Annotated in this window: 20 protein-coding genes and 1 pseudogene; 3 read left to right on the top strand and 18 right to left on the bottom strand. The window is 35.4% G+C overall.

The features are described from left to right. Window positions 1–8 precede the first annotated feature (8 nt). From radC to COD11_RS06360, 14 genes and pseudogenes are all read right to left on the bottom strand, one after another. Window positions 9–500, bottom strand: a pseudogene (gene radC, locus COD11_RS06425) (RadC family protein); the annotation flags it as partial. A gap of 108 nt (window positions 501–608) precedes the next feature. Then, window positions 609–1,178, bottom strand: coding sequence for a Maf family protein (locus tag COD11_RS06420; RefSeq protein ID WP_098795932.1), 570 nt, complete (start codon window positions 1,176–1,178; stop codon window positions 609–611). Between the two features lie 184 nt (window positions 1,179–1,362). Next, on the bottom strand, window positions 1,363–2,376 hold the full coding sequence (locus tag COD11_RS06415; protein ID WP_098795931.1) for an SPOR domain-containing protein: 1,014 nt from the start codon (window positions 2,374–2,376) through the stop codon (window positions 1,363–1,365). A gap of 126 nt (window positions 2,377–2,502) precedes the next feature. Beyond that, complete coding sequence (locus COD11_RS06410) at window positions 2,503–3,282, bottom strand: pilus assembly protein PilO (protein ID WP_098795930.1); 780 nt, start codon at window positions 3,280–3,282, stop codon at window positions 2,503–2,505. Beyond that, window positions 3,279–3,863, bottom strand: coding sequence for a PilN domain-containing protein (locus COD11_RS06405; RefSeq protein ID WP_098795929.1), 585 nt, complete (start codon window positions 3,861–3,863; stop codon window positions 3,279–3,281). The genes COD11_RS06410 and COD11_RS06405 overlap by 4 nt, the downstream gene beginning before the upstream one ends. A 6-nt stretch (window positions 3,864–3,869) precedes the next feature. Then, a complete protein-coding gene (pilM, locus tag COD11_RS06400) occupies window positions 3,870–4,865 on the bottom strand; it encodes a type IV pilus biogenesis protein PilM (RefSeq protein WP_098795928.1) in 996 nt (331 codons plus the stop codon). Between the two features lie 15 nt (window positions 4,866–4,880). Next, window positions 4,881–5,651, bottom strand: a complete 771-nt coding sequence (locus COD11_RS06395) for a prepilin peptidase (RefSeq protein WP_098795927.1) — start codon at window positions 5,649–5,651, stop codon at window positions 4,881–4,883. 96 nt (window positions 5,652–5,747) lie between these two features. Then, on the bottom strand, window positions 5,748–6,209 hold the full coding sequence (locus tag COD11_RS06390; RefSeq protein ID WP_098795926.1) for a prepilin-type N-terminal cleavage/methylation domain-containing protein: 462 nt from the start codon (window positions 6,207–6,209) through the stop codon (window positions 5,748–5,750). A 93-nt stretch (window positions 6,210–6,302) separates the two neighbouring features. Then, complete coding sequence (locus COD11_RS06385) at window positions 6,303–7,511, bottom strand: type II secretion system F family protein (RefSeq protein ID WP_098795925.1); 1,209 nt, start codon at window positions 7,509–7,511, stop codon at window positions 6,303–6,305. Next, a complete protein-coding gene (locus tag COD11_RS06380) occupies window positions 7,511–8,551 on the bottom strand; it encodes a type IV pilus twitching motility protein PilT (protein ID WP_098795924.1) in 1,041 nt (346 codons plus the stop codon). The genes COD11_RS06385 and COD11_RS06380 overlap by 1 nt, the downstream gene beginning before the upstream one ends. Window positions 8,552–8,560: 9 nt before the next feature. Then, window positions 8,561–10,222 (bottom strand): GspE/PulE family protein, encoded by a 1,662-nt coding sequence (locus tag COD11_RS06375; RefSeq protein ID WP_098795923.1) that lies wholly within the window; start codon window positions 10,220–10,222, stop codon window positions 8,561–8,563. Between the two features lie 24 nt (window positions 10,223–10,246). Beyond that, the gene (locus COD11_RS06370) at window positions 10,247–11,572 is read right to left on the bottom strand and encodes a G5 domain-containing protein (RefSeq protein WP_098795922.1); all 1,326 of its coding nucleotides are present in this window, start codon (window positions 11,570–11,572) and stop codon (window positions 10,247–10,249) included. Between the two features lie 17 nt (window positions 11,573–11,589). After that, the gene (locus tag COD11_RS06365) at window positions 11,590–12,381 is read right to left on the bottom strand and encodes a PRC-barrel domain-containing protein (protein ID WP_098795921.1); all 792 of its coding nucleotides are present in this window, start codon (window positions 12,379–12,381) and stop codon (window positions 11,590–11,592) included. Window positions 12,382–12,410: 29 nt separating this feature from the next. Further along, window positions 12,411–13,709 (bottom strand): hypothetical protein, encoded by a 1,299-nt coding sequence (locus COD11_RS06360; RefSeq protein ID WP_141549653.1) that lies wholly within the window; start codon window positions 13,707–13,709, stop codon window positions 12,411–12,413. A 136-nt stretch (window positions 13,710–13,845) separates the two neighbouring features. On the opposite strand from COD11_RS06360, the gene COD11_RS06355 reads away from it, so the two are divergent. Genes COD11_RS06355 through COD11_RS06345 form a run of 3 tightly spaced genes read left to right on the top strand, consistent with a single transcriptional unit; the run spans window position 13,846 to window position 16,678 of the window. After that, window positions 13,846–14,367 (top strand): type IV pilus modification PilV family protein, encoded by a 522-nt coding sequence (locus COD11_RS06355; RefSeq protein ID WP_176550998.1) that lies wholly within the window; start codon window positions 13,846–13,848, stop codon window positions 14,365–14,367. Further along, window positions 14,351–14,986: a PulJ/GspJ family protein gene (locus COD11_RS06350; protein ID WP_098795918.1), complete on the top strand. Its 636-nt coding sequence runs from the start codon at window positions 14,351–14,353 to the stop codon at window positions 14,984–14,986. Before COD11_RS06355 ends, COD11_RS06350 begins: the two co-directional genes overlap by 17 nt. Window positions 14,987–15,004: 18 nt before the next feature. Beyond that, window positions 15,005–16,678, top strand: coding sequence for a hypothetical protein (locus COD11_RS06345; RefSeq protein ID WP_098795917.1), 1,674 nt, complete (start codon window positions 15,005–15,007; stop codon window positions 16,676–16,678). 37 nt (window positions 16,679–16,715) lie between these two features. Here the strand turns inward: COD11_RS06345 and COD11_RS06340 are convergent, their stop codons facing one another. From COD11_RS06340 to COD11_RS06325, 4 genes are all read right to left on the bottom strand, one after another. Continuing rightward, a complete protein-coding gene (locus tag COD11_RS06340) occupies window positions 16,716–18,461 on the bottom strand; it encodes a vWA domain-containing protein (protein ID WP_098795916.1) in 1,746 nt (581 codons plus the stop codon). Window positions 18,462–18,629: 168 nt separating this feature from the next. After that, window positions 18,630–20,339 carry a sensor domain-containing diguanylate cyclase gene (locus COD11_RS06335; protein ID WP_231307945.1) on the bottom strand — a complete coding sequence of 570 codons (1,710 nt, stop codon included), beginning with the start codon at window positions 20,337–20,339 and terminating at the stop codon, window positions 18,630–18,632. A gap of 106 nt (window positions 20,340–20,445) precedes the next feature. Continuing rightward, window positions 20,446–21,768 carry a bifunctional folylpolyglutamate synthase/dihydrofolate synthase gene (locus tag COD11_RS06330; RefSeq protein WP_098795914.1) on the bottom strand — a complete coding sequence of 441 codons (1,323 nt, stop codon included), beginning with the start codon at window positions 21,766–21,768 and terminating at the stop codon, window positions 20,446–20,448. Window positions 21,769–21,841: 73 nt separating this feature from the next. After that, window positions 21,842–24,490 (bottom strand): valine--tRNA ligase, encoded by a 2,649-nt coding sequence (locus COD11_RS06325; protein WP_098795913.1) that lies wholly within the window; start codon window positions 24,488–24,490, stop codon window positions 21,842–21,844. Between the last annotated feature and the right edge of the window lie 12 nt (window positions 24,491–24,502).

Below are 24,502 nucleotides of genomic sequence, written 5' to 3'. Positions count from 1 at the left end.
CCTTATGGGCGCACAACCTCCCTCGGATGTACAATCGATGCGTTAAGACTGCCGATAAACACGGTTTGTTTATGAAGCACTTGATTTTTTGTATTCAAGTATAGACAAACAAAGTGTTCTTGACTTAAAAAGCGCATTTCTTCCATCACATAATTTGCACCATCTTGCGGAGAGCGTATAACATAACGATCTTCATAAGTTAAACGGTTGAATCTGCGACCAAGTTCAAGAGCAGCTAATATTTGGACGGCCTTAGCCGTTCCAATCCCTGAAATTGTCGTGATCTCCTCAACAGATGCGTCTTTTAACATTCTTAAGCCTTCAAAATGCTTTAACAGTTTTTGTGACAAATCTAGTACAGATTCTTTCTTTGTGCCTGTTCGTAACAAAATGGCTAATAGTTCCTGATTAGAAAGTTTATCTGGACCTTCGTTTAACAAGCGTTCTCTCGGTCGTTCATCTTGAGGGAAATCCCGGATTTTAAAAGTTGATGTTTCCATTTATCCTCCTTCATTTCCCTTTCTGCTCTGTTCATTCTTTTCTCTATGTGTAATAGAATGTTTCCTTTGTTACCTTTTTATGCCACAAAATGATTTACAATTTTCCTCTTACCATGTGAACCCCGCTGCAACAAGCTCTCTTTTTGTTCTAGCGATCGGCAGACCAACTACTGAATAATAATCACCATGTATTTCCTTTACAAGCAATGATCCATACCCTTGAATTCCGTATGCACCTGCTTTGTCCATTGGCTCACCTGTTTGAACATATTCATCAATTTCCTTATCTGTTAAAGAATAAATCGTTACGCTCGTTTTTTCAGAAAAACAACGCACATCATCGTTGTTTATAAGACATACTCCGGTATACACCTCATGTGTTTTTCCTGAAAGCATTTTAAGCATTTGCACGGCTTCAGAGAAGTCCTTAGGCTTACCTAGCATTTTTCCTTCATAAACAACAAGCGTGTCTGATCCAATAACAAAAGCATTTGAAACATTTTCGGCTACACTTTTGGCTTTTTGCTCAGCCAATGATTGAACCATTTCGGCAGGACTGAGCTTCTCGTCAACAACCTCCTCCACCTCACTGGCAATCACTTCAAAAGGAAGTTGGAGAAGCTCTAGAAGTTCTTTTCTACGGGGAGAAGCTGAAGCTAAAATGAGGTTTTTTTTCATGTCAAAACATCCTTTCTTCGTTTCAGATTAGAAGATACTTCTATATCTTACCAAAGGATTTTTTTTAGGACAATTTTGTAATATTAAATTTTAAAGTGTCGAATTTTAGTGATTGCTCAAATAACAAGTTGTATAAAAAAAAGACTGATAAAAGAGTAAAAATATCTTTTATCAGTCTCTTATTCTACGATTGTAAGCTTGCAACAACCTCTAAAATCTCTTGCTGAGCCTCCCAGCCTTTATTAGCTTTAACATTTGCAGCAGCTTCTGAGAGCTTGCTAAGTAAAGACTTTTCTGTGTCGTTCGCAGTTTCAATCTCTTTTAATTGTGACTCAACAGCTGATACTTCATCTTGATTCACACTTTGCCCGTTTGTTGCTTGAGAAGCTAGTGAAGATAAAGTAACAATTGAGCTTACCCATTGATCAGGGGTCTTTGTAGTTGCAATAGAAAGGGATAACTGCTTTCCTCCCCAAAAATCATTAAACGAGTTCTGTTTATATAGATTGTTTAAGGCTTCTGTTTCGGCTTTCTCTTTCCCAATACCAGCTAAAACAGTGAAAGATCCATCTGCCTCAATCACTGTAGAAGCCAACCCTTTATTTTTTATAGTAGACGAAACTGTATCTGCTCCCTCTTTCGTTGAAAAGATCCCACCTTGTACAACGTAAAGCTGAAGAGTAGCTGTAGAGGTTGAAGCTGCTGCTGGCTCCTCTGTATTACCACCCTCGGTTGAAGCTGCATCAGGTGTGTCATTTGTGACAACCGTAGGAACAGACGCTTCTGGCATATCTTTATTAGATAAAAAGTTTAATGCAATATAACCAAATCCAACTCCTAGAAAAATAGCCATAAGAATCACTGTGAACATTTGTTTTAAAGGAAATGTGACAAAATTACTTTTGCTTTTTGCTTTTTTCGAATAAACAAAAGGTGCAACTGTTGAATTTGATAAAATTTTCTTTTTCTTAGGAGTTACTACCTTAGGGTCATCTTCAAAAATACTGTCATCTTCATCAGGCAAAAGCCAAGGAAAATCTTCTTCTTCTTTTTTAGCAGAAGCCATTTCTTTTTCAGCTTGTAGCTTCTCTTCCCATGACGATATTTGATATTCTTCGTTTTTTGATTCTTTATCTGACACAGGACGATCTTTACCATTTATTTTGATTTTTACTGTGTCTGAGGTCTGCTTGTCCATATGCCTACCACCCTTCTTTGAAAACACGACCACTCATAATGATCTAATGCTAACAGAAGGATAAAAAAAAAGAACAAGACATTTGTCGTCTCATCCTTAATTTTTTTCGTCATTTTTTTTAAAATGCTATGATCGATCTTCGTCTTCTTCTTCAATCGCATTTGTAAAAGGATTTTGTTTGTCACTTGGCTCAGGCGTAAAAATTGGTGGTAGCTGTTCTCGTAACTCTTCCAAACTAGGTAAATAAAACGTCGAAACAACAACATTGTATTCATAATCAGTTTCTTCACTATCTTCAAGCAGATGAACGAATTCAGGATTTCCTTCTACTGATACAGATTCAATTTGTGTAATTCTTTTAGAGTTTTCCAAAATTCGGATAAAATCCTCTAATTCATAATAGCTTGGAGATGTTACGGTTAACTCAACCGTTAACTTTTCTAATCCTTGCGGCATTGGCTCTGTTTCTACTTCTTCAGAGGCTTCTTCATTACCCTCATTCTCTGCATCAGGATCTAGTTTCTCGTCATATGCTTCAACAAGCTCATCCCCATCTTCTTCAGCAGTGACCTGCTCTCCTTCTTGAAAGGTTAACGACGTAATCATGCTGTTCGAAATGGTCTCCGCCTTTTCTAAGTCTAGAAGAAATTGCTCTTCAAACGGACTAACAGGCAGAATTTTTTGTAATTCAACTGCAGAAAGCATCGCTTCATTAATATTTGATCCAGAACTAGACTTTTGCAAAGTTTGAATAAGTGTATTCTCCGTTTCAATTTGACTTTGCAGGCTGTCTATTTGTTGAGCTTTTGGTTTTATTAAAAGTAAATAAGAAAAATAAACAACAAGAGAAGATAGAACAAGTGTAAGGACGATGATTATTGTATGTTTTTTTCTCCATTCAATCATTCTTCACTGTCCTCCTCTTTAAAAGCCTTTAGGGCAGCTCTGTCAGTAAGCAGTTTATACCCAGCGAGATATCGCGGAACAGAATCTTCTTCTGCTACATCAATTGGTACCGTTTCTACTGTTAGTAATTTCACTTCTTTTAATAAGTCAGATTCTTTAAGTCTTTTTAAATAATAGGCTGTTTCACTAGATGACTCAAACTGTACAATCAATTCCAGTGAAGAGCTATCCAAGTAATCCATTTGATAGAAATACCCTTTTTCAGGTAGCTGTTTTGTTAATTCATTTAATAAAGGAACAAAATCTACTGGATATTCTTCAGACCATTGAATGGCTTTTTCCAAATCTGATACGGCATCGGAATCAGTACTTTGACTTGCTTGCTGCTGCAGTACAGTTGTCTGCTGCTGAGCTGTATCATATTCTTGTTCTAATTGAGCTATTTGTTCATTTTTCTTGTTCAGTAATGAAAAAATAGTCAGCGTTGCACAGAGTATCATGATGGCCACAATTAAGATAACAAGGAGATTGGTGTAATTTCGTTGCTGTTTTTGTGGGAGTAAATTAATTTCCGCTAACATGATGTTTTACACCTCTTTTAATGCTAATCCAAGCACAGTATGAAACTTAGCGGGAACAGCTATGTTTTTATGTGTGTATACACGATCTTTGAAAAGAGAAATAGTAATGGATGTTCCCAGTTCTTTTAAGTCCTTCTGTAATTCATGTATATACGGGTTATCACCTAATAATTCAATATGTGTAATTTGGTGATCTCCTTGATGAAGACTAAAACGATAGAAATTGATGATTTTTTCAATTTCTTTCACTACATCCCGAAATTGAAGAGAAAGCTCTTCAGGTTCTTTACATTCATATTGATAGTATAATTGCGTTTCCGGCTCAAGTTTGTACGACCATTTTTTCAACATTCCCTCTAACGGCAAATGACGTGTAAAAATTGGCTTACAATCTTCAAAAATACTAAAGTTTACCGAGTCAAGCTTTACTTCCACTAGCAATGTGTTATCTTTACTTTTCACATGCTGTTTGTTATAAAGCAATCTGTAATTAGAAAGTGCCGATAAATCTGCAGCAATTGCTTCTAGCTTCAAATCATCAAGCAGTTCTGTGTATTGCTTAATCATAGCCTCTGGTGCTGCAAAGAGAAGAATTTCCTTTTCAGTCTCTGTTTCTTGCAGAGGCACAAAGTCAAATACAGGCTCTTCAAAAGGAAGATGAATATTGTTTCCAAGCTCTAAATAAAGATAGCCTTTTATTTCATCATCTTTTAAATCTGCTGGTACCTTCACTTTCCGAACACTGACGAATGCATCTGGAGTAATAAATCGTACCTGTTTACGTTTTATTCCCCAGTCACTCATACACTGATCCAAAATCATCGCAAGCTTATCTGCATCCTTAATCTGCCCGTCAACGACAATTCCTTCAGGTAAATACGTTTCAACAAAATGGTTCACAACAAGTGGATCTGTGCTTTTAAGCTCAAGCAGTTGAATGGAATAATTTGATATATATAAGTTAATAGAATGTTTAGTTTGTCTAAATAAAGGAAGAGCCATTATAAAAACCCCTTCTTAATATAAGTAAGAAAAGAATGTAGTCATGTATAGCGAGATAAGTTCAGAACCAAAGAAATATGCCACCAAAGCACCGATAACTAGAAATGGACCAAAAGGGAAAGGTTTGCCCTTTTTCACACTACCTGTCAGCATCCCAACTACTCCTACTATGGTACCAACTAATGTGGCGATAAAAAAGGTTAGGAGCACAAGTTTCCAGCCAAGCACAACACCAAAAACAGCTAAAAGCTTCATATCTCCGCCACCCATACCACCTCGACTGACCAAAATAATAACGAGAGGCACAAGAGTCCCAACAATTAGACCCGCAATTGGATCCCACCATGGTTCAGTACGTATGAACATTCTCTCAATAAAAAATAAAACAAGAAAAAACAAATTCACCTTATCAGGAATAATCATATATTTCAAATCTGATACGGTAACAATCATGCAAAGTGAAATAAGTGACCATGCTATAATCAATTCTTTTGACCATCCCACCAAAAGCGGTGAAATCGTAAAAAGAATCGCTGTTAGTAGTTCCATAGATGGATAAAATGGTGAAATAGACGTTTGGCAGTTTTTGCATTTACCCATTTGCAGTACGTATGACAATATTGGAATAAGTTCAATTGGTGATAGTTTTTTATCACATACTGGGCATGCTGAGCTTGGGTATGCGATGGATTTCTTTATTGGGACACGTAGTCCGACTACGTTGAAAAAGGAGCCTAGTATTGCGCCTAGTATGAAGATGTAGGTGTGTAGGATGATATTTTCCATGAAAGGTAACTCCTTTTATATATAAATAAATATAGATAGTCCTTATCTGGGACTATCTATATTTAGCCTCAATAACTCTCAATAGCTCTTAATTACTTACTTATAATTTGTAACATTAGACCTCTGCAGATCTTTAGCATCAGTCTTTTGTGTAGCAGTATGGGTTATATAAGTTGTGGTGTCATTATCGCCTACTAATGTTACATAAAATTTAGTAGGTTTAGCTGTATTATCAACTGTTACTTTTGTTCCTGTTTCACTGTAATTCGGATTTGTAGAGTCACCATTCGGATCTTTAATTGACTCTAGATGACCTGCAGTAATAAGAGCCCCTAATGTTACTCCGTCAGTCCCAATTTTATCTCCAGTAGTTGTATATAATCTTGCAGCATTAGCAATTTGTTTAGCATTAGCAATATGTGCATCAGCCTTAGAATTCGCAATCATCCCACCAATCGCCGGAATCGCAATCGCAGCAATAATCCCTAAGATTACAACTACCGCTAAAAGCTCAATTAACGTCAATCCACGCTCATTTTTCATAAGTTTTTTCAACATTTCTTTTCCTCCTAAAAGCTTAGTTCTAATTCCCTAAATCTATGTTAATTATACATCAATAGTTTAGGTAGTGAATATAAAAATATTGTAAATTTACATCTGCACATGGTTAAATATGTCAAACATTGGAACAATAATAGCTATGACAATCGTACCAACTATTCCTGCTAATAGAACGATCATTAATGGCTCAATTAGTGACTTTAGTCGGTCTGTACTGTTTTCTACTTCTTCTTCATAAAAGTCCGCTACTTTACCAAGCATTTCATCTAGTGAACCAGTTTCTTCTCCAATGGCGATCATTTGAGTAACAAGTGGCGGAAATGCCCAATGCTTTTTCATCGGTTCAGTTAATGACAAACCATTTTCCAAGGAAACACGAGAATTTGCAATAACCTTTGCTACAACTTCGTTTTCAACAATTTTCTCAACAATTAATAAAGACTGTAGAATCGGCACAGAGCTTGAAAATAACGAACTGAGTGTTCTTGTCATTCTTGCTAATACAGCCTTTTGAATCATGCTTCCAAAGATCGGCATACGAAGGGCAACAACATCTAAATAATACTTTGTTTGCTTATTTTTACGTAACGCAAAAAAGGTTGAAAAAACAGCAGCAAAAAACAATATAACAATATACCAATACTCTTGCATAAAAATACTAGAGTTTAAGACAAATAGTGTGATAGCTGGTAACTGTGCTCCAAAGCCTTCAAACATAGAAACGAAGGTAGGAACAACAGAAACTAGCAAAAAGATTACAACAACAACAGCAACAATTGCAACCGCCATTGGATAGGCCAAAGCAGATTGAATCTTTTGCTTTGTTCGATGCTGTTTTTCATATTGAATAGCAAGCCTGTCCAGCGTTTCCTCCATGCTTCCGCTTGCTTCACCAGCTTTAATCATATTCACAAACATCGAAGAAAAGATCCGTTTATGCTTTGCAGCAGCAACAGATAATGCTTGTCCTGATTTTAAATCATCTTCCATTTGCTCTAAAGCTTTTCGTAACGGCTTACTACTAGTTTGCTTCGCTAGGATATTTGTTGCATCTACTATTGTCACACCTGCTCGTAACAATGTTGAGAATTGCCTTAGATATATAACAAATTCCTGAAGCTTAACAGGATTACCTATCGCTATATCCTTTGTTAGCAGTGTTTCTGGTATTTCTTCAATATTTATAATTCGTATTCCTAGTTCACTCAGTTTCAGAACAGCCTCACGCTTTGAATTGGCAGTAACTTTCCCTGACTTTTTACCTGAACGATCACGACCTTCATATTTAAACTTTGCCATTAGTCTGTCGTCCCTTGTTTGTATGGTAATGCTGCTTCAGAAGAAATAATGCCTGCTTTTACAAACTCTGAAAGAGAGCTTTCAAAGGTTCTCATTCCTTGTGCCCGGCTTGTTTGAATCACGCTCGGAATTTGGTATGTTTTTTCATTACGTATTAAGCTGGCAACTGCCGAATTATTCAATAGGATTTCTGTAACAGCACGGCGCCCTGATTTATCAACAGTCGGGAAAAGTCTTTGTGAAATAACCCCAACTAACACCGATGCTAGCTGAAGTCGAATTTGTGGCTGCTGATTAGCCGGAAACACATCAATAATCCGATCAACTGTTGATGCAGCAGACGAGGTGTGAAGTGTACCAAGAACAAGATGTCCTGTTTCTGCTGCCGTTATTGCTGTGTGAATTGTTTCTAAGTCACGAAGCTCTCCAACTAAAATCACATCTGGATCTTGTCTTAGTGCTGCTTTTAAACCTGATGCAAAACTACCTGTATCAAAACCAACTTCACGTTGATCAACAATACATTTTTGATGTTTATGCAAATATTCAATCGGATCCTCAAGTGTAATAACATGGCGCTTCATATTTTGATTCATAAAGGAAATCATCGAAGCAAGTGTTGTTGATTTTCCACTGCCGGTTGGTCCAGTTACTAAGATCAGTCCATGAGGCTTTTCCACAATTGATTTTAAAATCGATGGCAACTGCAAATCGTCTATTGATGGAATATTCCTTGGGACAATTCGTACAGCTAAGGAAATACAAGAACGCTGGCGAAACGCATTAACACGAAAGCGAGATACACCTGGAATTCCGTAAGAAAAATCAAGCTCTCCTTTTTCTTCAAACAATGACCATTTTGCTGAAGAAATCATCGCCTTTGCCATTTCTTCTGTATCAGCAGGCATTAACATGTTTTCGCCAATTCGAACTAACTCGCCGTTCATTCTCATAACGGGAGGTACGCCAACTGACAAATGAATGTCTGAAGCTTGCTTTTCAAAAGCAAGCTTTAATATAGAGTCAATTTTTGCTTTCAATGTTTTCACCTACTCCGCTACAGTTACACGTAATATTTCTTCTGTTGTTGTTAAACCTTGCTTTACCTTAAGCAGACCATCATCAATTAAAAAGATTGTTTTATTTTTTATCGCAAGATCACGGAGCTTTGAAAATGGTTCATTATTCATGATCACTCGCTTCATTTCATCACTCAACATAAGAAGCTCGTGGATGGCTAATCTTCCTTTATAGCCTGTCATATTACAAGTTCCACAGCCTCTGCCTCTTACAACTTTATCAATAGATAAACCTCTTTTAGCAAAAATCTCAATTTCTCGTTGTGTAGGAGCTTGTTCTGAAGCACAATCACGGCATACTTTACGAACAAGTCGTTGAGCCACAACACCAGTTAAAGAAGATGCAACTAAAAATGGTTCTACTCCCATATCAACCAAGCGTGTAATGGTACCTAATGAATCATTAGTATGAAGCGTGCTTAACACTAAATGTCCTGTTAACGATGCACGTACTGCAACATCAGCTGTTTCACGGTCACGAATTTCCCCGACCATAATAATATTAGGATCTTGACGAAGAATGGATCGCAATCCCTTTGCAAATGTCATTCCAACATTTGCATTGACTTGAATTTGATTAATTCCTTCAAGCTGATACTCAACTGGATCTTCAATCGTAATAATATTTACTTCCTCTGAATTTAAGTGATTTAACGCTGCATACAAAGTGGAAGATTTCCCTGAACCTGTTGGACCTGTAATTAACATAATCCCTGTAGGATTTTCTATTAATGTTTTGAATCTTTTTAAATTTAAGCTATTAAAACCGAGCTTGTTTAAGTCATTTAAGGTACTGCCCAAATCTAAAATACGCATAACAATCTTTTCACCGTAAATCGTCGGAAGTGTTGAAACCCGAAGATCAATTGGGTGAAATTCGATATGCATTTTAATTCGACCATCCTGTGGAACACGGTGCTCGGTAATATCTAAATTTGCCATGATTTTCAGACGGGCAACTAAAACGCTTTGCATATGCTTTGGAAATGTTCGTTCATTTTTTAGAACACCGTCAACACGAAAGCGAATTAACACTTTTGTTTCCTGAGGGTCAATATGAATATCACTGGCTTTTTGTTGAACAGCATTTTGAAGAATTTGATTAACAAGTCTAACAACAGGTGAATCATCACTTGTGATTTTTTCTTCCTGAACCTCATCTTGAACGGTTAATTGGTTCATAATATCTGACATGCTGTCATCGATTTCATAGTACTTATTGATTGCTCTTAAAATATCATCTTTTGAGGCAATAGCTGTTTCAATTTGAAATCCTGTTGCTAGACGAAGATCATCAATCGCATAGAAATCCATCGGATCTGCCATCGCAACAAAAAGCTTATCTCCCTCAACTTTGATTGGAATTAATAAATTTCGCTTAGCCATTTCTTTTGATACAAGCTTAACTAATTTTTGATCAAACGGAAAACGATACAAGCTTACATGCGGAATTCCTAACTGAAATTCTAGAACCTCAATTAATTGCTGCTCTGTAATAAATCCTCTTTCAAGCAAGGCATCCCCTAATCGCTGCCCCTTTTGTTTTTCTGCTAGAGCCGATTGTAGTTGTTCTTCTGTTATAAGTCCTGAATCTAGTAATAAGTCTCCCAATCTTTTTCTAGTATCGTTCATCCATAATCCCTTCTTTAATTCAGGTTATTTTTCAATCGCATTTTTAGCTGGAGTTTCCCAAATGCCTTCGCTGTTAGACTTCTCTTCATTATCCGTTGTATTACTGTCTTCTTTTACTGATTCCTTATTTTCACTGTTATCATTTTCTGTTGTCTCCTGCTCAGTGCTTTCTTTCTCTTCAGTGAATACTTCGTTTGAAGATTCATTATTTAGTAATCTATTAATTAATCCGGTTTCAATTATTTTATGAGTAGGAGGATAAAAATCTTCAGCAATTTCTTCCGATTTAATAAAGACTCCTTCTAGATCAAACACTTCACGAGTGATTTTAACTGATAAACCATCTTTTCCTTTCTGAACAACCTTCTCTTGGCCTTCTTCTAGAAAACTAGTATATCGAATAATAGATTTTGGAGGATATGATGTTTTTTCCACTAAGTTCACTTTATAGCTATTTAAAAATGGTGCCCCATTTACTCTTGCAAATAGTCCAGCATTTGTTAGCTCTAATGAAATCGTATATTCTGTTGAATTTGGGTTATACCATTTTAAATCAGACTTATCTTTTATAATATTTGCCTCATACCCGAGTTCAATCGTTTCTGGCAACTGAATACCTGTATGTCGTTCAACTATAACAAAATTAGTTGAGAGGAATGTTTTATAAAGTGCAGATGCCACAACATTTAGTCCATCCTGCGGAAGATTTTCCGAATCTTTTATTACCTCAAGAAATGAGACTTGCGATTGAGCCGGTATGATGATTGTTCCAATTGAGTCAACCACCTTTTGAACCATAGCCTGATCAAATGATGATGAAACAAAATTTTCAGCTGCTACCGTATTTAGATCACTTTTCACATATGCCCCAATCGAGAAAAACTGATTTTCTGTTGCCATTTTCTTCACAGCATCTACCATGACTGCTTGAAGTTGTTCATGATCAATTGTTTCGTAGCGCTTATTAAGAAAAGTTTTTAGCTGTTCTTCATAGACAGTTTGATTAACAGATACAATCAACTCATTACTTGTTTCACTTGTAATGGAATCAACAGTTGCTGGAAAATCAAAGTTAAAAAAGTCCTGTCCAATCACTGTAATTTCTTCATTAATTGAGAGCTGTAAATACTCACCTTGAAACCATGCCGTTACTTGCTGTTCTAGCTCATTTATAGCCTGCTCTTTTGTCATATTCTCAATATTAACGGAGCCAATTAAAGTTCCTGGCTCAAATGTTCCTTTTGTTAGAAACGCATCATAAGCCTTCACACCCATTTGTGAAAAACTAACTAAATAAACAGTGGAAATAAGTAATACTAAATATATTTTCAACCCTCTGTTTAAGTTCAAAATTGGTTGCTCCTTTTTTACATTTCAGTATTCATAGACAGTTCAACGAATGTACTTGGGCCATCATTTTGGGCCTTTTTAATATCATCAATTGACAATACTGTACCACTTTCAATAAGTAACTCTTGATTCGATCCATAAATATCTTTAATGACTCTTTTTCCTTCTAATAACTGAATTTGTTTTTCCTTAATCACATCAATTTGTTCATTATCCAGATCCTCAAATTGATCGTCCTTTTGTACTGGAGATAGATCTTCTAATAATTCTTCTACCGTATTATTTTGGTTTTCTGTTGAAACTTCCTCTTCAACAAGGTGTTTTGCAGACTCCAGTAATGCTGCGGCAGCATCTTCACTTACAACTAATATATCTTTTCCGAACGTTAAAACATTTTCAGACTTTACATAAACATCTTTATTATTCACAAACAAGTGAAGGCCGATAATAACACCAGTTTCTTCATTAACGTAATACTCTTTGGCTTCTCCGAGTAATTGACCTTTTCGAGTAATAACACGAGTATCGGTAATTTTAATTCGCTTATTAACAAGCTGATTAGCGATTGGTATTTCATTAAGGTCAATAATGGCATTATCTGAATCGATTGTAACCGCAAATTCACCAATTCCAATTACTTTACTAAACGGAATAGCCTTAACACTAACCTGCCAGTCATCATGTTCAACAGTTAAAAAATCAACCGTCCCTTTTTCAGGATTCACAACAAGTGATTTTACATTGCCGAGCTCTACCCCAGCTGTAATACTAATAATTGGTAAACCTACGATTTCACTACTTTTTTTCATCTGTGTCACACACCTATTCTCTATTTTTGCTATTTATTTAAAGAACTTATCCAGGTTAACTGTTCAAGTAGAACAGGGTATTGGTTTAATTTTCGCTTCATATCTTCAAGTAATACATGATAATCATTTTCTTTATTTTTTTCGAAATAATGCTGTAAAAGCTCTTTGGCAAATAAGTAATAATCTTTTTCAGTTGATGCCTCAGAAACAGCTTTTTGAAGAACCGCTTCATATTCAAGATTAGAAAGGTTGTTCTTATAGTAATGAAGTTGTTCTAGCAGCATATTTAGAACGTTATTTGATAACTGATTTTGGTTCTTTGGTTCTTCTACTTCAGTAGGAAGTTGCTGATCATCAGTTTCTTCTTCGAGCAGATGATCTTGTTCAAAGGTGTCAGCTATCTCATTTTCTTCTTCAAGATTATGCTGCGCAACAGATTCTTCTTTTGCGGATCCTTCGGTGTCTTCAATCATTTCCTGATCCTCAGTATAAAGCCTCTCTTCGTCTTCTTTCATTTCTGAAGCCGATACTCTCTCCTCATCATTCATTAACGTTTCAAACAATTCGTTCATTTCGGAGTATGGCTCTGAGTCTTCCAGCTCATCTTCCGTTTCTTTGTTGTCATTTTGAATTCCACTGATTTTATCGACTTCATTATTATCTAGGTCGACCACATCTCGACCCTCAAAAAGCTCAAGTAAAAAGTCATCCCCTAAATCAGTTTCCACCTTATCTTTAGAAGATGCTTCCTGCTCATCATTTTCTTTAGAAATAGCAACTTCTTCTAGTGTCTTAGATTCAGGTTGTTCATCGTTTTGACTTGCATCTAATTGATCAAAAAATTCCTCAAGAAAATCTTGTTCATTCTCATTCTCTGATGTTTCCGATTCGAATTCCACAATTACATCATTTGGTTCTATTTCAATATTAGAAGGTGAAACTTCTATCTCCTCTTCGATGATGATATTAGATGGAGATTCAACATTTTCTTCTTGAAGTTTTTCGTTTTCTTCCTCATGTTGTAATTTTTCTTCTTTTGAAACAAATGACTCATCCTGACTAAATTCATCTGTGTTTTCTCCATGTTCCAATTGAAAAAGAGCCTCCCTTTTATTCAATAAATACCCTACTGCTACTAGAAGAACTAAGATAGCTGGGGCTGCTTGCCATATGGGCATTAATTGAATGGTGAAGGAAAAAAGCGCAGCACATAGTAAAGCTACACCTGCTAATACCATCTTACCGGTTTTATGTAACCCGAACGGAATAAAAAACAGAATTGGCATCAAAAGGATAAAACCAATTACTAACATTAAATATACCTTCAAAATATCACCCCATTTAGTGATTAAGTAATTTTTCCTATATTTCTATCATTTATCCATGTATTTAACTAAAAAAAGACAAAAATCGACTATAACTTATTGTATAATAAAGTCGACCTATTTGAAAGAAGGGATTGGAATGAAATTCAAATTGGTAAAACTTTTCACCTATAACAAAGGTTTTACATTAATTGAAGTATTATTGTCTATAGTTATTTTTAGTATTTTAACTTTAGGTATGCTAGCACTTTTTTCACAGGCCATGACATACACACAAAAAAGCGAAAACGATACTTTAGGAGTATACGCTGCTAGAAATATGTTGAATTTTATGGAACAACAAAGCTTTAACACGATAAAAAAAGACTATGTAGATGCTTTAACAGATGAAGGAGAAGGGTCAACTGTTATGATTACTAATGAAGTTTGTCCTATATGGTTTAATGGTGATAGCGATGAAATAAAAAAGAAACGAGAAAGATGTTACATTACTTTTAGTCCTAATTTAAATAATCGCCAATTGAATGTAAGTGTAGAACTAAAAAAACATACTGATTCCACACTTCAAACTTCATTAATTCCAATGAAAATTTTAGTTGAGTGGGATGAAGGAAACGAATCAAGCTTAGAGGGGTTTATCACAAATGAAAAACTTCGTTAAAGCCATTAAAGAAGAAAGAGGTGTGTCCCTATTAGAAGTAATGGCCACCATCTTAATTTCTTCAATTATTTTGGTTGTTGTTTATAATGTTTTTATTATGGGAATCAAAACTTACGAAAAAGTAGGAGTCGAAATGCAGTTAAAAGATGAAGCAGATCATATTGTCGCTTCTATACTTAAAGAATTGTATGAAACACCAATCGACTCGGTCAAACCTTGTGATGGTATTGAAAACTGTATAACCATTAGTCATGATAAAAAATTAAAAGCAAATGAGCAATTTCCTTCTGTTATTGAGCCAACAGAGCTTGATGCAACACACATAATTGAAATTGCACTAGTGGAGAACGAGCTAAAATTAACAGTACGTACTGATGAAACCGTTCTTTCTACAAGCAATCTTTTAAATAAAAAATATGAACTGCTACTTGGGGATGAAATCGATCAAAATGAACGATCACGACTAGAGATTATTGATTGTATTGATGAAGATAACGAACCTAACACATGTGAAAAAGGCCTTATCCAAATTTTTCTTCATCTTCAAGACAAAAGTTTCACAAAGGACAAACTCATCTCTGTCGATCCTATTAAACTTGAAAGTAAATTCGGTTTTTAACCGCTGGAGGTGTACAAATTGAATAATGAAAAAGGACAAGCTCTTCTTACCGTCCTTCTCGTCTCCTTAATCTTTACGGTGCTGGGGCTAACGATCGTTGCAGCATCTATTAATAGTAACCAGAGAACTGGAGTCCGTATCGATGATATAGAGTTAACTGCTGAAGCAACACGAACTCTAAATGAGGCCATTGCCGTATTTAGTCAAAAGGTTTCAAGTAATATAAATTTATCTGAGCCTAATTTATTAAGTGGTAAATTGGATAATGAACTGTTATTGGAAATAAGAACAGATCTAACAAATAAATTTTCGGAAAATCTTGAAATTGAAGATATTACAGACAACGGTGAATTTGGTGCAATTAATAAATCAAAACACCTAACCCGGATCTTTCGCTTCTCTTATACTAACGAAAATACCGATGGTCGTGCAAAAATCATAAAAAAAGTATCTCGAATCGTCTACTTGGCACCAACTCCTAGCTTCTTAAAATACGCAATTGGTTCAGGACCTGAAGGTAAATTATACCTAAATGGAGCTACTGAAATTGTTGGAGACTTACACAGCGGTTTTATCTTTACCGACGATCTTGCATGGTTCACTGACACTGATGATTCCTTACGGAGAAGTAATGAGACCTTGTTACCCCGAATACTACCTAACAATGATCAGACTGGAGGAAACATATTCTATCGAGAAGAAATAAATAATCTAACTGACTCACCATCTATTATTAAAAATATTAATGATCACTTTGATGAGCCAAAGCCAACTATTATAAAAGATACAGCTGATTTTATTAGTGTAAATTTCGAAAGCACATTGGCACAAATATTTAATGATATTATTGGAAATAGTAAATTCACCGCCAGTGACTTTACCTCAACTTATTCTATGACAAATGCTGTCAATGAGCTTAAAAACGATAGCTTAGTTCAGCAAATTGATTATTGTGAAGAAACCTCTCCACAAGGGGCCCAAAGAGCTCAAGCATACATTTACAACTCAAATATTATACAAGGAAATAGTTGTAATCATTTTCTTGAAAATAGCTGGTTTATCATTGATGGAGATCTGCAAATTCCAAGAGATACTGAAATCCCCGGGAACATCATAGTCACAGGAAATTTAATTATACAGGGAAATGAATTTGATAATAGCCAGCCCGATAAGCTAGAAGTAGAAGAGGATGACAATATTTATTTTAACTCTACTATTTATGTAATGGGAAAAACGAGCATTACTAATACAAATATTAAACGTTTAAATAATGCTCAAAGCTCTAAACTCCTTTTGTTAACCAAAGGAAATTTATCAATTTACCGAATAAATGAATTTAACACGAACAATAAGGACATTGAGCCTCTAGATGCTTTCTTCTATACTGACTCGGAAGCAGACCTATATGGTGTTGCATCACTTTTTAAAATTAATGGAGGTCTTTTCGCAAATAAAAAGCTAACTGTTAATGCAATAAGACAAAACTCATTTTCTAAAACAACGAACGATTTAAAAAGTGTTATAGATCCTGTTATTTTACAGAGAAATAGCGAATCAAGGTTTTTCGTAGAACACGACAGATCGGTTCTCTTAGATCCTGACAGATTAAATTCATTGCCAAGAGTAGATAAATATCAATTATTATATGATCAGGTTATTGTGGAAAATGGGGAAGTAAGCAGTTCACCCTAAGTAAAAAGGCAGATTCAAAAAGAATCTGCCTTTTTACTTACCATTTATTTTCTTTGTCGTAGGTATTTCCACCACCATTCTCAGAACCATCACCTGGATCCGAGCCACCTTCTTGGTCATCTTCACCTGTTTCTCCACCGTCGCTAAAATCTGTATTACGTTTAACAACAACCCTCATAGTCGCAGAGATATTTGAGTTTTCATCAGCAATTGCTTTAATATCTGTGTATCCAATATCTTTGCCTGTAATATACCATTCATGTCCAATTCTATCGATAATTATTGGAACATTATAATCTGTTGTTACATTTCCAATCAGTTTATTTGTCGCATCAAAAGGTACAAATGAGAGATAATCCTCTACTTTAAATTTTTCACCTACATAAATTGTTTTCTGCTTTGGATTAAAAGAAATACTTTCTAATGGAATGTTACGCTCTTTAACTTTCACTGTAAAAGGAATACCTTTCTTCGTGACATTTCCTGAATTATAAAGGATATCAAATGAAAAATTATAATCCCCAGTTGCTGTAAATGTTACAGGTAATTCATAATACAGAGATCGGTCACCAGCATTAGGTGGATTTGGATTATACTTTATATCTTTTAAATTCATAATAACAGAATCATCAACGATGGACACTGCATCTGTTTGTTGAACTGTTACACCGCTTGGAAGCTTAAACCGTATAAAGCCGTTTGAAAGAGATGGATATTCAGCAGAGATATTTGTAGAAATATCTTCAAACATCTTTACGAGGTTATCACTTGTTGCTCTTTCAGCTTTCCCATTAGACATACTAGATAATTCGGCTAAATAATTCATATCCAACTGATCCCGATCTCCAAAACCTATTGATAAAAGCGTTATCTTGTTATTGTTTATACTTTGGGCTTGTTCTCGTCCATGCTGTTTGATTGCATTCGGCACTGACTGGTTGTAATGTGAATGATAATAAAGGTTATTATTATGTTCTATTGCCATTGTATTTCTATCGCCGTTAGAATCATAATACATCGTTTTAGTACCACTTATAGCTACTTTTGAATCAGATATGACATAAGTGTTATTTCCTATCGAAACAAATTTCCCATCATAGTACTTTTCATAGTATTTTTTATAACCATAGTAATAGTAATAGTCAGAATGCTCTATTAATCTAAAATAATTGCCATTAACAGCAACTTGTTTGGATGAATTCGTTGGTTTTCCGTCTGTCATAAAAATAATGTATTGATCACGTTCACTTCTATTTGTTGAGTTTTTTAAGATATTTTCAGCTATCTTTAATGCATCTGTGTAATTTGTCCCACCCTCAGCAGGAGCATTTTTTATTTTATCTATAATTTTATTTGGATCTGATTGGAGGGTACTGATTGTATATGTGGAGTTCACATCTGAATCAAAGGCTACAATCCCATACCGATCATTACCATTTTTAGAATTTGTTTTAAACGTATCAACTGCTTTTTGAACAGCTTCTTTTGCTAACTGAAGTTTTGTTTTTCCTTTACTGACTTCTTCTGACATCGAACCGGATTTATCAAAGACAATGACAACATCCATCGGCTTACGTACATTTGCTTGAGCCGTTCCTCCGGGAAGTAAATCAAACGTTACTGTAGTTGTTACTTTACCATCCCTACCGATTTCCAAAGTTTGCTGTCCACCAACTGTCGCATTTATCGAGAGGCCATCAACAGCTGACGCTTGATTAAAAGGGACAATGGATTGAACGATTAATAGAACCATCATAAATACTGCGAAAAAATATTTGTACATATGTAACCTCCCACGACATGTCCTACTACGAAAGATCTATAGTAGTTAGATAGTTCAATTATATCAGACAAAAGAATCAAATATAATAGCTTCATATAATTTTTACATAAATACTACAATATTAGACGTTTATTGCGCAGGAAATATTCTCTTCTTCACAAGTAAATGCTAGCTAACATATCCAGCTACCCTATTACGTCCAGCTCGTTTTGCACCTATATACATCGCACGGTCTGCATGGCGTATTAGTGATAATGGATCATCTGCATCATTTGGTGCTGTCGCCACACCAAAGCTTGCTGTTACAAAAAGAGCTTGTGTATGATTTGAGTTTTGTAGTGTGGATTCAATGATAAATGGTATATTAGCTATTTTTTGTCTTAGCTCTTCAGCTATTTGCAGGCTGTCTTTGTTGCTATAACCAGGCAGAAGAACAACAAATTCCTCTCCACCATACCTAGCAACTGTTCCATTTCCTCCTACAGCCTCCACAATTCTATTTGCCAATTCTATTAAAACCTCATTGCCGGCATGATGCCCGTATGTATCATTTACTGACTTAAAATGATCTAAATCTATTAGAATAATAGAAAGGGATTTATTTTCCTGACTGCTAATTAATTCAAATTCTTTCTGAAGTTCATTTTCTATAAAGCGATAATTATATAATCCAGTAAGAGCGCAGTGCTCACTTTGTTTTTTTGTTTTCTCATAGTTTCTAGCATTTTCTATAGCAACACCGAGATATGTTGAAAGTAAGTCAATTAACATTAGCTGAGTTCGATCAAATGCCCTCTTTTTGTTGCTTGCTAAAATAACGATTCCAACCAAATCTTGATTTCTCTTCACAGGTACTCCTATAACACTTTCAACAGACTCAGGGAGTTGAGAATGCTGTATATTTTTCCATTGCGCTCGAGAATGAAAAAGAACACTTTCTCTCATAGCGTACACATATCCAGATATACCTTTTTTAGTTGATTTATTCGTTTCTGGCTTTAGCTGAATAAAACCACTTTCAAACTCTCTTACAATTTTAAGCTTTTCTTGATCATAAACATCTATAATATAAGCTGCTTCAACAGGAATCATTTTCGTAATCTTTTCAATAAATATATTGAGAACTTCATTCTTTTGCAGCCTTTCTGTTAACTGGTGACCAATTTCACTTGCTTGCTGCAAATAATGATTAATTTGCTTGCTTTTGTAGTAAAGAGTCAGAATGATAGATAATGTTAATAGTGGAATACCTATAAATAGAATGGAGGAAATCCCGACTTCAAAATATAGAAAATATAAAGCTACTGCAAATGGAAACACGATGATGGAAGTAACAAATTCCCATAGAAAGCTTTTTGTTAGAATATCAAACTTTTCCTTAAACAAAAGTGATTTAATTGCATTCAGTAACAGCTGATTTGAAAGGAATATAGTTGCTTCATAAGCAATGATTGCAGAAAGAAAATGAGCACTGTATCCATTTCTCCCATGTGTTCCACCTACTAAATAGTAAACGATTGCGCCTATTATTGAGATTGACAAAAACAGCAACGAATTAAGAGGCACTCGATACAGATCTTTTCTTCTTAATCGAAGCTTACTTAACAGGACAATCACTGCAATTTGAGTGAAAATGATCTCAACGAACAATCCAAAATAAAGAAAAACAACAAGTGAAACACCTTGAATATAAAACACTGGTGTATCATTAATTATAATTGGAAAGAAAGCAACCAAACACATTAATACTAGAAATGAAATAAGATCGATTTCTAGACCTTTAATGGTAGGAGGCGACATTTGATAAGAAATCCATAGTAAAATGGGGGATAAAATGATCCATGTAGCCCAAATAAGAGCCTGTACCTTCTTATTCATCAATCAGCCTCCTTTACAAAATAAGTATTTATTCCTATATTATACTAAATTTAAAGAATATTTCTAAACTTTTTTCACTAAATATTTACACTAGTTTTCGTAGTCATTATGTTCCTTTATTATGATTCTTTTTTATTAAATAGCTCCTTATTTCCGATATAAAATATAATGATCCTGTAACGATAATTATATCTTCCTTTTCTCCCTGGAATAAATGAAGCAATTGATCCAACATTTCCTTCCAAGATTCAGAATAACTCTTTTCTTCATGTTTACAAGCAGAGTAAAGTTTTTCCGCGACTTCTGCCCTAGGAAAATCAAAAGTCGTAAAATGCATGGTAGCAGCAATACTACTAAGGCGGTCAATCATCTCCTCATACTCTTTATCTTTAAGTGCACTAAATAAAATATGAATATTCTTGTCCGAGTAATGACTCGTTATAGTCTCAATTAGACTCTCAATTCCTTCATGATTATGAGCCCCATCGACAATGATAACGGGATTGCTATTAACCTGTTCAAATCTACCTTTCCACGTTGCTCTTAAAAGACCCTTATAGATTTGATCATCTGAGATTGTTAACTTGTTACTTTCCCTTAAATAATGTAAGGCTGAAACAGCTAATGCTGCATTTTTTGTTTGATGCTGTCCCCTCATCTGAATTTTAAGGTTTTCAAAAAAATAGCCTTCTGTTTCAACAGTAAATATTTCACCTCGCTCATAGGTGGAATGTTCAAGAATGTGAATTTCTGAACCAACACTTAAACTTTCTGCGTCTAATTGCTTTGCTTTATTCTTTATTACCTGAAGTGCTTCATCTTTTTCTACCGCTGTTAGAACCGGCACATTTTGTTTAATAATGCCTGCTTTTTCAGAAGCAATTTCAGTAATTGTATTCCCCAATATATTCATGTGATCATAGCCAACATTCGTAATAATGGATAATAGCGGGTTGATAATGTTGGTCGAATCCAGTCGGCCTCCTAAGCCTGTTTCCAGCAGCAGAATATCTGGTTGATTCAACTTACCGAAGTATAAGAACATCATCGTTGTAATAATTTCAAATTCAGTTGGTCCACCGAGGTCAGTTTGTTCAATTTTCTCAACAAATGGCTTTACCTCATTTACGAGATTTAACATGTCTACATCAGAAATTGGCTCTCCATTAACACTGATCCGCTCATTAAATGTTTCAATATAAGGTGATGTAAAAGTACCCACTTTATAATCTGCTTCCTTGAGTATGTGAAGCATGTAAGAAATTGTTGATCCCTTACCATTTGTACCAGCAACATGAATGGTAGGAATGTTCATTTCAGGATGACCCAGTTCTTTTAAAAGCCATTCCATCCTTTTTAATCCAGGTTTAACTCCAAATTTTAATCGACCATGTATCCAATCCACAGCATCCTCGTAACGGTTAAACATTGGTATCCTCCCTTTAAAACAAGCCATTTAAAAACTCGGGGGAACTAAAATTAGCACCACCCGAGTTCATCTCTTAGCCCTTTAGTTCTTGAATTCTGGCTAATACAATATCACGTTTTTCTCTATAATCGTTTTCTTTAGCTTTTTCCTCTTCAATGACTTTCTCAGGTGCTTTCTTTAAGAAGCCTTCATTGCCTAATTTCTTTTGAACGCGTTCTACTTCTTTATCAAGCTTTTCACGTTCTTTTTCAAGGCGTTTAATTTCTTCTTCAATATTAATTAACCCTTCAATTGGTAAAATAATTTCAGCACCTGTAACAACAGCACTCATGGATTTTTCTGTTGAATCAACTTCTGTTGAGATGCTTAGAGAACTTGTATTACAGAATCTTTCAATATAAGCACGGTTGTTTTCAAGCTGTTTTAATACATCTTGATCTTTTGCTTTTATTCTCATTGGAATTTGCTTGCTCATTGGTGTGTTAACCTCTGCACGAATATTACGAACAGCACGTATCACTTCAACTAATAACTTCATTTCTGTTGCTGCCGCGCGGTCTGTTAATTGTTCATTAACAGTCGGCCAAGCTGCAACTGTAATGGATTCACCTTTATGAGGAAGTGATTGCCAAATTTCTTCTGTAATGAATGGCATAAATGGATGCAGCAATCTCATTGTGTTATCAAGCACATAAGCAAGAATTGAACGAGTTGTTTTCTTCGCTGATTCATCTTCTCCATATAGAGGGAGCTTCGCCATTTCAATATACCAATCACAGAAATCATCCCATATGAAATTATATAGAAGACGTCCAACTTCACCAAATTCATATTTATCAGCAAGCTTTGTTACATTTTCAATCGTTTCATTTAAACGAGTTAAAATCCATTTATCAGCAACAGATTTTTCACCAGTTAAATCAATTTCTTCATATGTTAAGCCATCCATATTCATCAACGCAAATCGTGATGCGTTCCAAATTTTATTAGCAAAATTCCAAGTAGATTCAACTTTTTCATAGCTGAAACGTAAATCCTGACCCGGTGAACTTCCTGTTGATAAGAAGAAACGTAATGAATCAGCACCGTATTGATCAATAACTTCCATCGGATCAACACCATTACCAAGTGATTTACTCATTTTACGTCCCTGCTCATCACGTACAAGACCATGGATTAACACATCCTTGAATGGACGTTTACCTGTAAATTCAAGGCCTTGGAAAATCATACGAGATACCCAGAAGAAGATAATGTCATAACCTGTTACAAGTACATCAGTTGGATAGTAACGTTTAAAGTCAGCTGACTCGGTATCCGGCCAATCCATTGTTGAGAACGGCCATAGCGCTGAGCTGAACCATGTATCAAGCACATCATTGTCTTGATTCCAGTTTTCAATATCAGCTGGTGCTTCCTGGTTTACATAAACCTCTCCAGTTTCTTTATGGTACCAAGCAGGTATTCTATGTCCCCACCAAAGCTGACGAGAGATACACCAATCACGAATATTTTCCATCCAACGTAAGTACGTTTTCTCAAAACGATCTGGAACAAAGTTTACCTTCTCATCATCTTCTTGAAGCTTAATTGCTTCATCAGCAAGTGGCTGCATTTTAACAAACCATTGTGTAGAAAGGTAAGGCTCGACAACCGCACCACTTCGCTCACTATGACCAACTGAATGCATATGCTCTTCAATTTTGAAAAGTACACCTGAATCTTGAAGATCTTTTACAATTTTCTTTCTGCATGCAAAACGGTCTAAGCCTTTATAAGCGCCTGCCTTGTCATTCATTGTTCCATCTTCATTCATAACTAAAATACGTTCAAGGTTATGACGATTTCCGATTTCAAAATCATTAGGATCATGTGCTGGTGTAATTTTTACTGCACCAGAACCGAATTCCATATCAACATAATCATCGCCAACGATTGGAATTTCACGTCCTACGATTGGTAGTACAACGTTTTTGCCGATTAAATGTTTATATCTCTCATCTTCCGGATGAACAGCAACAGCTGTATCTCCTAGCATTGTTTCCGGACGAGTTGTTGCGATTTCAATAGAGCCTGAACCGTCTGCTAATGGATAACGCATATGGTAGAAGGCACCTTGAACATCTTTATAAATAACTTCAATATCAGATAATGCTGTTTTTGTTTGTGGATCCCAGTTAATAATATATTCTCCACGATAAATTAAGCCTTTATTATATAGTGTAACGAATACTTCACGAACTGCTTTTGAGAGTCCTTCATCAAGAGTAAATCGCTCACGACTATAATCAAGACCAAGACCCACTTTTGCCCATTGCTCACGAATATGACCAGCATATTCTTCTTTCCATTTCCAAGTTTCTTCAATGAACTTTTCTCTTCCTAAATCATATCTGGACTTTCCTTCTTCTTTTAACTTTGCTTCTACCTTTGCTTGTGTAGCAATCCCAGCGTGGTCCATACCTGGAAGCCATAACACATCAAAGCCTTGCATTCTTTTCATACGCGTTACAATGTCTTGCAATGTTGTATCCCAAGCATGACCTAGGTGCAGCTTTCCTGTTACGTTAGGCGGTGGGATCACAATTGTATAAGGTTGTTTCTTTTCGTCACCAGTTGCCTCAAAGTACTTTCCTTCAAGCCAAAAAGAATAGCGGTTTTTTTCAATCGCATTTGGATCATATTTTGTTGGTAATGAAACTTGTTGTTCATTGTTTTCCATTAGATTTCCTCC

The organism is Bacillus sp. AFS040349 (assembly GCF_002577655.1).
Taxonomy (GTDB): domain Bacteria; phylum Bacillota; class Bacilli; order Bacillales; family Bacillaceae; genus Metabacillus.
This window is presented reverse-complemented; position numbering and strand designations above follow the sequence as displayed.